Here is a 12,575-nt window from a genome sequence, read left to right as displayed (position 1 = left end):
TCGCTCAATCCGTGTCGATCCAAACCAGCTCTCCCTTCGCCAGTCTTGAATCCGATCTCGCAGAAAAAGGGAATCCCCTAAATGTCCACAGGCCTTAGCTTGGGGCACCGAGAATTGTTGCCTTTTCAGCCTGCCGAACAACACAGGCCAAGGACCTGCCAGTTGGACATATTCTGGCTACCCAGACCGTCATGCATTCAGGGGCAGTTATGGGGGATATGCGTTTCCGCTTTACGACCGGCGCAAAGGGCCGATTGCGCACAACCTTAATCCCGCCCTGCTCACAGCGCTTGCCGAAGCTTATGGGCTACAGGCAACGCCTGAAGAAGTTTTTGATGCTATTCTATGCCTGCTTTCTGCACAAAGTTATTCCTATCAGTTTGCCGAAGACCTTGAGGACGTATTCCCGCATGTGCCATTCCCGGCCAGCCACGCGACGTTTGCCGAGGCGGCGCGGATCGGTGCCGAAATCAGAGCACTTGAAGCGTTTCAGCGACCGGCTGCACCCGCATTCCGCCCGAAGGCGTTCTGCAAGCTGGCGCGCGATCTGAACGGGACGGAGACTATCGACGACATAGGGTGGGTCGATGGCACTCTTTTTCTATCGCGTGATGCTGGCAAGCCAGTGTCTGTAGCCACCGGTCTGCCCGCAGCGGTTTGGCAGTTTTCCGTATCGGGATACCGCGTCCTGCCGCGCTGGATCGAGGGCCGCAAAGGGCTTTCGGTGGAAACGTACTGGCCCGAACTGCGTGATGTGGCGGCGCGTATCCACGAACTTATCCATTGGTTTGGTGAGGCCGACCTTGTCCTTGAGGCGACCTTGGCCGATACTATGACCCGCGCGGAACTGGGATTCCCCGCAAGTGCAGTGCAAGAGGCTGACGGCGAGAATGACTGATCTGTTCGGCAATTCCGATCTAAACGGGCAAGCGAGCCTGTTCGGCGATTCGCCGGATCGGATGCCGCATGTGCCCCAGCCAGATATAACGCCCGACCCCAACCGGGTGCGGGAGAAGTTGCACGCTCTGCTGGAAACAGCAAAGGCCGCTGACACCCTGCCGTGGCCCGAGAAGAAGGCGCGTGTGTGGCGCATCGTGTTCCCGCAAATGGCCAACTGGCTGCCTGAAGATGAAGCGGCGCAACTGCGATTCGAATTTGCGCGCGAACTGGAACGGCTGAAGCTGGCCGCCTGACGCACGTTTAGAGGATTTGCGCCAAACACTCGGGAGCGCGAGGGCGATGGCCCTCGTGTTTTTGGTGGGTGATTTTGCGCTTTTTTCCTTTTTTGCTTTCCTACATTTAACCGTATGGGTTAGTTGTGGGGGATGAGTATTCGGCGAGATCGGGGTGGGCCCCTTCGACAGGCTCAGGGTGAGCGGGGACAGGCTGGGGAGGGTTGTGACATTTTGCAGCCTATCGACCCCTCCACCACCTTCGGCGGTCCCCCTCCCCGTTCCGGGGAGGATCTTGGGCTGATTAAACCGATGGCCCCCTCCACCACCTTCGGTGGTCCCCCTCCCCGTACCGGGGAGGAACTTTCGCTTCAAACGATGGCCCCCTCCACCACCCGCTGTGCGGGCGGTCCCCCTCCCCGTGCCGGGGAGGATAAGCGGACTTCTCGGGTGGCGCGGGTGGATTTGGTGGAGGAGGGGGTGTTGGACTTTGCGCCTTATGTGCATGTGGCGCCTCGGCGCAATTCGATCACGCCGGACAAGCAGCGGCGGTTCATTGCCTCGCTGGCGGCTACCGGCATCGTGAGCCAGGCGGCGCGGGGCATCGGGGCTTCGATGGAGGCGCTTTACAAGTTGCGGCATCGGGAGGGGGCGGAGGGCTTTGCGGCGGCGTGGGATGCGGCGGTGGAGCGCGGCTATTCCCGGCTGGAGGATTGTGCGCTGGAGCGGGCGATTGCGGGGGAAGAGCGGCCGGTGGTCTCACGCGGGAAGGTCGTCACCCACTGGACGCACTATAATACGGCGCTGCTGATGTTCCTGCTGCGATCGCGGCGGCCGGAGAAGTATGGCGCGGTGAAGCTGGCCGATCTGCGCGAGGGGCATCCGGTTTACGAGGCTTTGAAGGCGAAGTGGGCGGCGGAGCGGGAGGCGGAGGCCATGGCGCGGGCGGAGGAGGTGCGGGAATCGCTTCATGCGCGGTTGCTGGCCATGCGGGATGAGGTTTTGGGGGCGCGGGGCATTGGGCAGGCGCAGGATGATCCTTCGACAGGCTCAGGATGAGCGGATGGCGATAGTCCTGTTCGGCAATGTAACTGCATTATCGTCATCCTGAACTTGTTTAGCTTCGCTGGCCTACGGCTCAGGATCCATTTCGCCAGTCTGACCAAGGCTTCCGGTCGAGAAATGGACCCCGGATCAAGTCCGGGGTGACGAAGATCAGAAAGGCGTATGCATCGCCCAGCGGACGGGGAGTGGGCGGGCTTTGGGACGGTTGTGCGCAAGGTCACGGTGGGGGATGGATGGGGGTGCTATTGCGGTGGGGCGATTGCGGAGTAACGTCTGACGCGAATCGCTTTGCGGGATGGCGGGTTGATGCTGCAGATTTCCGAGACCACGATTGCCGGGATGAACGCCGCCTATGGCGTTGACGCGGCATCGCGCATGGCGCGGTGGTGGCAGGAGCACGCGGGGCTGATCGGCATTCGCGGGGCGGCGGATTGCCAGTTGCTGCTGACGCAGTTTGCCGAGGAGTTTGCGGCCACGGGCCTGCGCGAAGATCGGCAGATGTATGGCTTTATCGTGGCGCGGCAGGCTATGCCCGATATGGGCGACATGCAGTATCTGGCGGTGATGGACGTGCTGGTTTCTCCGGTAGACGATGTGGCGCGGTTGCGGGCGATTGTGCAGATCGCGCAGACGGTGGGATCGGACTGAGCCTTGGGCAACGCGCTTGTTCAGCCCTGCCCTGCGGCGTGTCCCACGATCTGTGCGGAACTGGCGAAAGTGAAGATGCTGCAGACCGAGGCGCAGATGGCGACCGAGGTCTACAATCCTTCGGGCCAGCGCAACGTGCCGGGCTGGACCGAAGTGACCGATGCCGACGAGCTGGCCAAGCTCAACCTTGACCCGCAAGACCTGACGCCGCCGGGCAGCCAGTTTCGGGCGGGCGTGTTTACCGATGGCGCCGGGAACTACAAGGTGGCGTTCAAGGGCACGACGATGACGTCGGTATCGGACTGGCAGGCCAATGCGGGGCAAGGGTCGGTCGGGTATTCGAGCTATTATTCGCAGGCCAAATCGATCGCGCAGGACGCCAAGGCGGGAATCGGGCACCAAGGCGTGAAGAGCGTGAAGTTCGTGGGCCACTCGCTGGGCGGCGGGCTGGCGAGCGCGGCGGCGCATACCACGGGGCTGCCGGCATCGACGTTCAACGCGGCGGGGCTGCATGTGTTCAACCGCAGCTGGTTCAACGCGCCGCCGATCGATGCGGTGCGCGTGAACGGCGAGATCTTGACGGGCGTGCAGAACTCCATGCGCTATGTCCCGGTGCTGGCGCCTGAGGCTTCGGGCACGCCCTATGCCATCGATCCGGCGCCCGGCACGGCCAGCGCCTATACCCGCGCGCAGCTGAACTGGGTGGACGCGCTGATCCCGGCACGGGGGGCCTATAAATATGCCAAGGCTGCGCTGTTGCGCTCAGTCGATCTGCACGGCATGGCCAGCGTGAACCCGGCGTTGCAGGCCAGGCACGATCAGCTGGAACAGAAAGCGGCGGCGCAGGGGTGCCGATGCTGAAGGCTTTGATGAGAGGCGGGCGGCTGGTTCCGGCTTTGCTGATGGCGTTGACAGGAGGTTGCGGGATGCACGGATCGAGCGAGAACCTGATCGAGGCCGTGATGAACATGGACGAAAACCGCGTGCGCCAGCTTGTGGAAAGCGGGGCGCCGATCGATCAGACCGACCGCAAGCTGCAAACGCCGCTGATCCTTGCGGCCAAGACAGACCAGTTCAGGATCGCCGAATACCTGATCGGCAAAGGGGCGAACGTGCTGGCCGCCAGCAAGTTCGGCTGGACGGTGGGCTATGCCGCGCAGAACAGCATGTTGCAGCGCGGCCCCGAAGCCGAAGCGCGGGACAGGGTGCTGGAGCAACTGCGGCAGCGGGGCTATCCGTTCCCGGCGGCAGAACCGGCAGTGGTCAAAGTGATGCTGGCCGAGAAGCGCTGGCCTCCGGCCTGAGCTATTTTGTCGTTTTGGCTGGTGCCGGGCGGGCTGGCGATGCACAAGCGCGGTGATGGTATCCTATATTGAATCGCTCGTTTCGGGGTTTGGGCCACTTATCGGGCTGGTGCTGCTGGCAGGCATCTTCGTGGCCTTTGCGATGGAACGGTTGCCGCCGGTGGTGATTGCCGCCGTGGGCGGGCTGCTGATGATGGGCCTTGGCTTTCTGTCCCCGCAGGAACTGCTGGGCGTGTTCAGCAACCCCGCGCCGATCACGATTGCGGCAATGTTCGTGCTGTCAGGCGCGTTGCTGCGCACCGGGGCGCTTGAGGCGATTTCGGGGTGGGTGATCGGCCGGACCATGCGCAAGCCACGGCTGGCTGTGGCAGAAATTTCCGTCGGCACGATGGTGGCATCGGCCTTTATGAACAACACGCCGGTGGTGATCGTGATGATCCCGATTATCCAGCGGCTGGCCCGCGTGCTGGGCGTGGCGGCGACACGGCTGCTGATTCCGCTATCGTATATTTCGATCCTGGGCGGCACGCTGACGCTGATCGGCACATCGACCAATCTGCTGGTGGACGGTGTGGCGCAGGAGCAGGGGCTGGCACCCTTCGGCGTATTCGAGATCACGCTGGTGGGCCTGTGCGCGGCAGCGGCGGGGCTGGTCCTGCTGCTGATCACCGGCAAATTCCTGCTACCCGACCGCGCGGCGCACGCGATGGACGAGCAGAGCGAGAACGACACGTTCCTTTCGCACCTGACAGTAGTGGCCGAGAGCGGCATGGTCGGCCGGAAGATCAAGGACATTGCCCTGTTCCGACGCCCCGGCCTGCGACTGGTGGGCATTCAGCGCGGCAAGGCGATCGAGCGGCACGATTGCGAAAACTGGGTGCTGAAAGCAGGCGACCAATTGATCGTGGCGGCCAGCCCGGTTGAACTGGCTTCATTGGCCGAAGCTCACGATTTCAAAACCGGACTGATGGGCGTGGGCGGCGGAATCGAGACAGCGGGAGCCGAGCGCCCGAAGGATCTTCGACTGATTCAGGCGGTCATTTCGCCTTCGCATCCGGTGATCGGGCGCAGGCTGGCCGATATTCCTCTGCTTTCGCGGCTGAAAGTGCGTGTGCTGGGACTGGCGCGGCCTCGGCATGTTGCAGGGCCAGACCTTGCCAATGTGCGCGTTCGGGCCGGTGATCGGCTGCTGATTGCAGCAGGCAGCGACGCGGCGCACGCATTGCAAGCCAATGTGGGACTGAGCGATGTGAATGAGGCCTCGGTGCGCGCCTTCCGCCGAACCAAAGCGCCGATTGCCGTGGCCACAATGGCGGGCGTAGTCATCATGGCGGCCGTGTTCGGCTGGCCCATTGAGGCACTGGCGCTGGCCGGTGTGGGTGTTGTGCTGCTGCTGCGTTGCCTGGAACCGGAAGATGCCTGGGCATCGATTGACGGCAACACACTGGTGTTGATTTTCGGGATGCTGGCTTTTGGCAAAGGGCTGGAAAACGCCGGGACCGTCGACCTGATCGTGTCGAGCGTCCAGCCGATGCTGACCACGATGTCACCGTTGATGCTGCTGATTGCCATCTATACGGTGACCAGCCTGCTGACCGAAACGGTGACCAACAATGCGGTTGCGGTAATCATGACGCCTATCGCCATTGGACTGGCATCGGTTCTGGGCATCGACGCGCGCCCCTTGATCGTGGCTATCATGTTCGGCGCAAGTGCGAGCTTTGCCACGCCGGTCGGCTATCAGACCAACACGCTGGTTTATGGCGCGGCCAATTACCGGTTCATGGACTTCGTGAAAATTGGCGTTCCGATGAATGTGGTGGTGGGCATTGCTGCGTGTCTTGCAATCAATTGGGCCTATTGAGGCTGCAAACTCAATCCATCCCCGGAATGCGGATAGGCGTGGGGGTGGCAAGGCGCAGGGCATCGGCGATCTCTATGACGTCTGCCACCGTGCGGGCTTCATTGGGCGTAAGGCCTTCGAAGCCGGGATGGAAGGCGCGGCAGGCCTGAATGAGGTTGGCAGGCGAGCGTTCAAGCTCTGACCGATATTGGCCGAGCGTGTGGCAGCCATCGATGTTTGACCACAGGACGCCGCCGGGGCCGGGCCTTTCGTGATAGTCCCAAAGGGCGTGGATGGCACGCTCCACCGTGAAATGGACCTGCTCGACGACATTGGCACCGGAGGCCTTCGCTTTGAGGCGCTGGCGATAGCGGCGCTGACGTTCGGCGTTGGTGAGCGGCATGGCGTGGGAATACGCCTTTGTCGGGCATGGGGAAATTCCGTTACGTTACTTAGGGGGTGGTAAGGTTTTGGTTGGGTGGTGGGTAATGAGCCTTGGGTAACATGCCCTCCCCCAACCCCTCCCGCCTGCGGGAGGGGAGTTCGTTAGGCGCCCTCCCGCCTGCGGGTGGGGAGTTTGTTGAGCGGCCTTCCGCCTGCGGCGCAGGCGCGAGCGCGGGCTCACAGGGCTGCGGGTTTGATCTGCGTCAATGAGAGTTTGTATGTGTTGCATACAACCTTCCCTTACCAAGTCTGTTTGGGCCAAGCCTGTTTGGGAGGGCAATTCGATGACATTCGATCTTGTGGGTGAAGACAACGCCATGTCTGACGACCAACTCAGGCGCGCCATTCCGCTGTTTGATGGCGGATTGGCAACCCGCGGCTTTGCGCTGAACGCAATGTGCTTTTCCTTCAACGAAAAGGCGAACCGCGACGCATTTGTGGCCGACGAGGAAGCCTATTGCGCGAAGTTTGGCCTGACACCGGAGCAGCGCAAGGCAGTGGCTGACCGCAACGTGCTGGCCATGCTCGATGCCGGGGGGAACGTCTATTACCTTGCCAAGCTGGCGGGGATCTTCGGCCTTGGCGTGCAGGATCTGGGCGCGTTGCAGACGGGCATGTCGGTTGATGAATTCAAGGCGATGCTGGTGCGCTGGGCGGATGAAATTCCCGCAGGTGCCAGGCTGAAGGAGAACGTGTGATGGCGAAGATCATCGGAGGCTATTTCACCAGCCATGTTCCGGGCATCGGTGGCGCGATTGTGCGGGGCGATCAGGAAACGCCCTATTGGAAGCCGTTCTTCGAAGGCTATCCTCCCATCCGCGAATGGCTGACCGAGGCGAAGCCAGACGTGGCAGTGGTATTTTCCAACGACCACGGGCTGAACTTCTTCCTCGACAAGATGCCGACCTTCGCGGTGGGGGCAGCACCGCAGTATGACAATGCGGACGAAGGCTGGGGGCTGCCGGTCTACAAAAGCTTCGAGGGGCATCCCGCGCTTTCGTGGCACGTGATCGACGCTTTGGTGCGCGACGAGTTTGACATCACGACATGCCAGAAGATGCTGGTGGACCATGCGGTGTCGATCCCGTTCGAACTGGTCTATCCGGGGGTTGAAAGCTGGCCGATCAAGCTGGTGCCGATCTCGATAAATACGGTGCAATATCCGCTGCCTAGCCCGAAGCGCTGTCTGGCGCTGGGGCGTGCGGTGCATCGGGCGCTGCAATCATGGGGCGGCGACGAGCGTGTGCTGATTTGCGGCACAGGCGGGCTTTCGCACCAGTTGGACGGGCCACGAGCGGGGTTCATGAACCCGGACTATGACCTGTTCTGTCTGGATAACCTTGCCGCCAATCCTGATGCCCTGACCGGACATTCGGCCGAGCAGGTGGCCGAACTGGCTGGCACGCAAGGGGTGGAGATCCTCAACTGGATCGCGGCGCGCGGGGCCATGGGCGATGCAGCGATGACTGAAGTGAGCCGCAACTATCATATTCCGATCAGCAATACTGCTGCGGCGAGTGTGTTGCTGGGGCCAGCCTAGAGCACTTTTCGACCAATCTGGCTCACCACGATTGGTCGAAAAGTGCTCTAAAGATTAGGCGATTATTGCGTTTGCAAACACTGTCTCGTCATTGCGAGGAGACGTAGTCGACGGAGCAATCCAGTGTCAGCGCAGCGGCGCTCTGGATTGCTTCGCTACGCTCGCAACGACGAAAAAATCGGGTACGTGTTTGCAAGCGATATAAACCCCAAAGATTAGCGGCGCTTCTTGCGAGGCTTCGGCTTCGGTTTGGGCTTCGGCTTGGCCGGCTGGAGCTTGGGCCATTCCGTAATGATGGCCGCGCGGATGACTTCGCGGCCCTGAAGAGTGCGCTTCCCGGGGTTGTCGGCGAGGTAGCGGGCGACGACGCTGCGCACCTCGCCTGCGCTCGTTTCAGGCGGGGTCACGGGCGGGCGGTCAAGATCGCGGAAACCGTCGAGCACGCCGATGACGTAAGTGAGGCACATGGCCCGATCCACAGACGTGGTGGCAGCGCACGTTTCATGAAGTTGTTCGCCGCTCATCCATTCAGCATGGGCAGGCGCTGCGATCAGCAACAGGGCAAAAGGCAAAGTCCGGGCAATCATGCCAAGGCTAACACCTGAGCCCACACAATTGATCCCCCTCACCCATCTTGTTCGTTTACCACCATCAGCGCGAGTTCGGTGCGATTGTCGATGCCAAGCTTCTGATAGATGGTGTGGAGGTAGACTTTGACGGTCCCTTCTCCGATGCCGAGTTCGGCTCCGATATCGCGGTTGCGCATACCCCGCGCGACGAGTGCAGTGATCTTGCGTTCACGCGGGTTGAGCTTTGACAGAGGGCCTTGGGCACTGGGCTTGAGCGAGAGATCGAGCGCGCGCTGAAGGAAATCAGGCTGGATCGCCTTTTGCCCGGCGTGGACCTTTTCCAGCACGTCGATCAGATCATCCTCGCCACCATCCTTTGAAATGATGCCTTCAACTCCGGCACGCATGACCGAGATAAGCTGGCGATCATTGATCCCGGCAGTGAGCAGGACCACCGGACGCGTATCACCACGCTCGCGCAAGGCTTCGAGTGTCTGCACTCCGTTCATGCCCGGCATGTTGATGTCGAGAAGAACGATGGCCGGATCATGGGTCTTTATCGCATCGAGCGTTTCTTCGCCGCTGGCGGTGGCGGCGACGATGGAAAAGCGGGTGCCCCGCAGCACAGCCTCGACACCGGCGCGGATAAAGCCGTGATCATCGGCCACGAGGACGGGTATCATGCGAGTTCTCCAGTATTCAGGGCGATTTCGAGACGGGCACCGCCCGCGTCCGAATGCAGTTCAAAATGCCCGCCAAGGGCTTCCACTCGCTCGCTGATCGAGCGTGGACGCACAGGGGAAGACGATCCCGAAAAACCTACACCATCATCGCTGATGCTGAGTTGCAACTGCCCTTTGGTATGTATCATGGCGACACTTACTTTGCGACAGTTGCCGTGACGGGCAGCATTGGCGATCGCTTCGCGCACGATCTGGCGGATTTCGTATGAAAGCTGCACCGGAACGAGCAGCGGATAGGGAGGCACGTTCAGTTCTGTGGCTATGGACCAGTGCCCTCCGGCCTCGGCCAGCAGTGCTTGGAGTTCCTCGGCAATCTCGGTGCGGCGATCCCCTTCCTGACCGCGCCGCAGCCGTTCGATAAGAAGGCGTAACTGCGCCTGTTCGCGGCGCAGGGCATTCTTGATCGAGTTGATCTCTCCATCGGGATCGTTACCCTCATGAATCCAGCGGCGCAACGCTTCGAGCCGAAACAGCGTGCCAGCCAGAAACTGGGCGACACTGTCATGCAGATCGCGCGCCACGGCCTGCCGGACCCCGGTTTCAACCTCTACCCGCGTCAGCCGAGCCATTTCTTCGCGATCAAGCAAATGCGCGATTTCATCGCCAAATGCGGAAAGCAGACTGATATCGTCGAAGGTCAGATTGTCTGCATCCCACAAGATGATCTGGCCGGAGCCGGTGGCGCACTGCACCGGCACCACCAATCCATCAACGATGCCAAGATGCAGCGCCAGCCCTGGAATTGCTGCACCAGCATCCGGCCCCACCTTTGCGACAAGCAGGCCACTGTCATCAGCCTCGGCGAGTTCGCGCTTGCGTGCTGTATCGAACAGCGCGGCGCGGCGCGGTGCGAGCAGTTCTTCTGCGAACTTGTCGGGTTCGAGCCGGCGAGATGTGATACCGTCCGCTCCAAACTCGCGCAATTCGATCCACGGTTCTTCACTGCTGGCAAAAGCGAAGACCGCCTTGCGCGCACCAAGCAGCGAGGCGATGAAGGCAAGCGCGCCATCCAGAACGATATCGCGCCGCTCTCCTGGAATACCTTGCGGCTCCGGCATGACCGCCATGCGCTCTTCCCCGCGCGACATACTGAGCCAGATCAGCATGGACGAGAGCAGGACGATGTAGAGAATGCGCCGCGACAGGCGGAACAGATCGATATCATACCCGGTATAATGGAGCACCAGACCGAACACGACATTGGTCAGCAGCAGTGTGATTGCGGTCAGCGCCGTCGCTCTCCAGTTCCAGCGGACCATCGCTGCAATCAGAAGGAACGCCGCAAAGGCGAGAAACGGGCTCTGGAATTCGCTGTCATGGCTTTCGGCAAGGAAAACCGCGCCGACGAACATGACGATATCGACACCCTGCGCGACCGGCGCCAGTACATAATCGAACCACCAGCTGCGCCAGGCGATGACCATGAGGCCAGCTGTCCACGCAAGATAGGCGCTCAACAGCAGCAGGCTGACATCCGAATCGCGCGCTGCGGGGTGCGGGTCCAGCCAAATGGCCAGAAGAAACGCGAGCGCCAGCACGGCCCGACCGGTTGCCACCACCCGCCCCGAACTGCGACGTTGCGATTTCCAGAAATCCAAGCGATTCCCCTGATGCTTCCCGGCCCTGATGCTCAACCGGATGCGTCCTCACAGGCGCTATCCGATTCCCTATCTTATGCAAGATGTGAAGCGTTGAGCGATTCGGGACACATCAAGGTGATTTGGCCCAGAATGGCATGTTGAGATCAACGAAGGACAAGGTCTGGCCGTTCTCAGTTCGACGCATCTGGGCTGAGGACCGCAGAAATCTGTGCCGACTCATCCAGAAGGGTTCTGTTAACGAAACAGCCATTGGAAAATCAAGGTTCTTCGGGCATTATAGAACAGTTGTTCATTTACCCTTTCAAGGGTGAAGACTCCAAGGGTGCAATATAACTATGACAGTGGTCGGTGAGCTGTTCGATAATCCTCTGGTCGAGTTGACTTCCAAGCAGCGGGAGGTGCTCGATTTGCTGATCCAGCACAAGACGTCAAAGGAAATATCGCGCACCCTTGGTATATCGCCGCATACAGTGGACCAGCGCATCATGTTTGCGCGGTCCAAGCTTGGCGTGGCCACCCGAGGTGAAGTGGCCCAAGCCTACCGACGGCTCGTCGAGGTATACGAACAACCCGTATATGAACATTCCCATGTAGGCTTTCCGCCCCTTCCCGGTGCAATACCGGCTCAGGAGAACGCGGTTGACGACGCATCTCCGGCAGAGTTTCCGGTTCGGGTGGCAACACCTGGGATCGAATTCGGAAACAACGCCGGACCTTTATCACCGCTTTCTGCGACGGTCAGGGACGATGAAGTTGTCTACCACCGCGTTCTCCCGGAGATGTTTGAAGGGCCGAACGGCACCCTCATGCGGCTGGGATTTATCGGCGGCCTGACGGTGTTCATGATCCTGATCCTACTGGGAGGGCTGAGCATGTACGCACAGCTTTCAACCCTGCTGGATCGCTGAACGGATGAACTACCGGGAATGACCGGGCAGGAAAGTCCGGGAAGGTCGATGGGATAGCGGCCCCGAATTGCATCTCCTGTCATGAACCGGATGACCGGCGCGGGGGCGCTGCCATCCATTTGATAGGGGCCTGTCGCATCGCAAGAGCGGCAGGTGGGAGCTACCATGAAATCTGTCACTTCAACTGCCGCCAACTCGGCACCGAACAACCCCGTCAACATCCACGGCCTGCGCATCACCCGCGATCTGCACGAAGCCGAAGCCGCGCTGGATGAAGCCCTGATCCGTCAGGCCAACCTGCTTGCCACGATGGTGCGTGCCCGCCGCGAAACGGCCGTCGGCCCCTTCACCGGCCAGGAAGCCCTGCTGCGGCTTGCCGCAAGCCAGAAGGCGATGCTGGATGCCAGTGGCGAGATGGCACGCGTTCACGGCAAGCTGCTGGATGTGGGCCGCGAAATGGGTTCCGGCCTTGCCGATGATTGCCCACCTGCAGGCTCTGCTGGCGACGCAGGACAGACCATCGGCCTCGTGCGCGCGGCTTGACCGGTTCAGGTTGGCAAATGCCCTGCGATTGGTTCCGCCAATGGGAATGATCTGCCAATGGAAATGATCTGGTCGTACAAGTTGGTGGTTGCCGCCAGGTCGTGTCCCACTGGGTGGTGTAAGAAGGTTTCCCTGACAGGGTAGCCACCGTCGATCTTCTGTTAGGGTTCGGATGCGAACTCGAACCTGGAGAAG

The 12,575-nt window shown here is 61.0% G+C and carries 15 protein-coding genes; 11 read left to right on the top strand and 4 right to left on the bottom strand.

What is annotated here, in order from left to right:
• Nucleotides 1-49 precede the first annotated feature (49 nt).
• From B7X90_RS15290 to B7X90_RS15260, 7 genes are all read left to right on the top strand, one after another.
• Nucleotides 50-898 carry a type ISP restriction/modification enzyme gene (locus B7X90_RS15290; RefSeq protein WP_292625828.1) on the top strand — a complete coding sequence of 283 codons (849 nt, stop codon included), beginning with the start codon at nt 50-52 and terminating at the stop codon, nt 896-898.
• The gene (locus tag B7X90_RS15285; RefSeq protein ID WP_292625822.1) at nt 891-1,193 is read left to right on the top strand and encodes a hypothetical protein; all 303 of its coding nucleotides are present in this window, start codon (nt 891-893) and stop codon (nt 1,191-1,193) included. Before B7X90_RS15290 ends, B7X90_RS15285 begins: the two co-directional genes overlap by 8 nt.
• A gap of 459 nt (nt 1,194-1,652) precedes the next feature.
• Entirely contained in the window at nt 1,653-2,231 is a 579-nt protein-coding gene (locus tag B7X90_RS15280; RefSeq protein WP_292625826.1) for a hypothetical protein, read from the top strand.
• 312 nt (nt 2,232-2,543) lie between these two features.
• Entirely contained in the window at nt 2,544-2,885 is a 342-nt protein-coding gene (locus B7X90_RS15275; protein ID WP_292625821.1) for a hypothetical protein, read from the top strand.
• Between the two features lie 75 nt (nt 2,886-2,960).
• The gene (locus tag B7X90_RS15270; RefSeq protein WP_292625824.1) at nt 2,961-3,746 is read left to right on the top strand and encodes an Mbeg1-like protein; all 786 of its coding nucleotides are present in this window, start codon (nt 2,961-2,963) and stop codon (nt 3,744-3,746) included.
• Complete coding sequence (locus B7X90_RS15265) at nt 3,740-4,189, top strand: ankyrin repeat domain-containing protein (protein WP_292625819.1); 450 nt, start codon at nt 3,740-3,742, stop codon at nt 4,187-4,189. Before B7X90_RS15270 ends, B7X90_RS15265 begins: the two co-directional genes overlap by 7 nt.
• Before the next feature lie 55 nt (nt 4,190-4,244).
• On the top strand, nt 4,245-6,053 hold the full coding sequence (locus tag B7X90_RS15260; protein WP_292625818.1) for an SLC13 family permease: 1,809 nt from the start codon (nt 4,245-4,247) through the stop codon (nt 6,051-6,053).
• Between the two features lie 10 nt (nt 6,054-6,063).
• On the opposite strand, the gene B7X90_RS15255 is transcribed toward B7X90_RS15260, so the two are convergent.
• Complete coding sequence (locus tag B7X90_RS15255; protein ID WP_292625816.1) at nt 6,064-6,435, bottom strand: hypothetical protein; 372 nt, start codon at nt 6,433-6,435, stop codon at nt 6,064-6,066.
• A 325-nt stretch (nt 6,436-6,760) separates the two neighbouring features.
• Here B7X90_RS15255 and B7X90_RS15250 point away from each other — a divergent pair, with 325 nt between their 5' ends.
• Together B7X90_RS15250 and B7X90_RS15245 are read left to right on the top strand one after the other, a co-directional pair.
• Nucleotides 6,761-7,174 carry a protocatechuate 4,5-dioxygenase subunit alpha gene (locus B7X90_RS15250; protein WP_292625814.1) on the top strand — a complete coding sequence of 138 codons (414 nt, stop codon included), beginning with the start codon at nt 6,761-6,763 and terminating at the stop codon, nt 7,172-7,174.
• Nucleotides 7,174-8,016, top strand: coding sequence for a class III extradiol dioxygenase family protein (locus B7X90_RS15245; RefSeq protein ID WP_292625812.1), 843 nt, complete (start codon nt 7,174-7,176; stop codon nt 8,014-8,016). The genes B7X90_RS15250 and B7X90_RS15245 overlap by 1 nt, the downstream gene beginning before the upstream one ends.
• Before the next feature lie 215 nt (nt 8,017-8,231).
• Here B7X90_RS15245 and B7X90_RS15240 read toward each other — a convergent pair whose 3' ends face one another.
• Genes B7X90_RS15240 through B7X90_RS15230 form a run of 3 tightly spaced genes read right to left on the bottom strand, consistent with a single transcriptional unit; the run spans nt 8,232 to nt 10,926 of the window.
• Entirely contained in the window at nt 8,232-8,627 is a 396-nt protein-coding gene (locus tag B7X90_RS15240; RefSeq protein ID WP_292625810.1) for a Rap1a/Tai family immunity protein, read from the bottom strand.
• Nucleotides 8,628-8,641: 14 nt separating this feature from the next.
• Nucleotides 8,642-9,268: a response regulator transcription factor gene (locus B7X90_RS15235; protein WP_292625808.1), complete on the bottom strand. Its 627-nt coding sequence runs from the start codon at nt 9,266-9,268 to the stop codon at nt 8,642-8,644.
• Nucleotides 9,265-10,926, bottom strand: a complete 1,662-nt coding sequence (locus tag B7X90_RS15230; protein WP_292625807.1) for a histidine kinase — start codon at nt 10,924-10,926, stop codon at nt 9,265-9,267. Before B7X90_RS15230 ends, B7X90_RS15235 begins: the two co-directional genes overlap by 4 nt.
• A gap of 338 nt (nt 10,927-11,264) precedes the next feature.
• Between B7X90_RS15230 and B7X90_RS15225 the strand changes: the two genes are divergently transcribed.
• Both B7X90_RS15225 and B7X90_RS15220 read left to right on the top strand, forming a co-directional pair.
• Nucleotides 11,265-11,837, top strand: a complete 573-nt coding sequence (locus B7X90_RS15225) for a helix-turn-helix transcriptional regulator (protein ID WP_292625805.1) — start codon at nt 11,265-11,267, stop codon at nt 11,835-11,837.
• A gap of 165 nt (nt 11,838-12,002) precedes the next feature.
• Complete coding sequence (locus B7X90_RS15220; RefSeq protein ID WP_292625803.1) at nt 12,003-12,380, top strand: hypothetical protein; 378 nt, start codon at nt 12,003-12,005, stop codon at nt 12,378-12,380.
• Nucleotides 12,381-12,575: the final 195 nt, after the last annotated feature.

This window comes from Novosphingobium sp. 17-62-19 (assembly GCF_002256775.1).
Lineage (GTDB): Bacteria > Pseudomonadota > Alphaproteobacteria > Sphingomonadales > Sphingomonadaceae > Novosphingobium.
The sequence above is the reverse complement of the archived record's forward strand: the minus strand, read 5'-3'. Positions and strand labels throughout refer to the sequence as shown.

Bases quoted from the DNA above. Each gene is read 5' to 3' on its own strand.
- B7X90_RS15285 (WP_292625822.1), top strand. From the start codon at position 891: ATGACTGATCTGTTCGGCAATTCCGATCTAAACGGGCAAGCGAGCCTG.
- B7X90_RS15275 (WP_292625821.1), top strand. From the start codon at position 2,544: ATGCTGCAGATTTCCGAGACCACGATTGCCGGGATGAACGCCGCCTAT.
- B7X90_RS15270 (WP_292625824.1), top strand. From the start codon at position 2,961: ATGCTGCAGACCGAGGCGCAGATGGCGACCGAGGTCTACAATCCTTCG.
- B7X90_RS15265 (WP_292625819.1), top strand. From the start codon at position 3,740: ATGCTGAAGGCTTTGATGAGAGGCGGGCGGCTGGTTCCGGCTTTGCTG.
- B7X90_RS15260 (WP_292625818.1), top strand. From the start codon at position 4,245: ATGGTATCCTATATTGAATCGCTCGTTTCGGGGTTTGGGCCACTTATC.
- B7X90_RS15255 (WP_292625816.1), bottom strand. From the start codon at position 6,435: ATGCCGCTCACCAACGCCGAACGTCAGCGCCGCTATCGCCAGCGCCTC.
- B7X90_RS15250 (WP_292625814.1), top strand. From the start codon at position 6,761: ATGACATTCGATCTTGTGGGTGAAGACAACGCCATGTCTGACGACCAA.
- B7X90_RS15245 (WP_292625812.1), top strand. From the start codon at position 7,174: ATGGCGAAGATCATCGGAGGCTATTTCACCAGCCATGTTCCGGGCATC.
- B7X90_RS15235 (WP_292625808.1), bottom strand. From the start codon at position 9,268: ATGATACCCGTCCTCGTGGCCGATGATCACGGCTTTATCCGCGCCGGT.
- B7X90_RS15225 (WP_292625805.1), top strand. From the start codon at position 11,265: ATGACAGTGGTCGGTGAGCTGTTCGATAATCCTCTGGTCGAGTTGACT.
- B7X90_RS15220 (WP_292625803.1), top strand. From the start codon at position 12,003: ATGAAATCTGTCACTTCAACTGCCGCCAACTCGGCACCGAACAACCCC.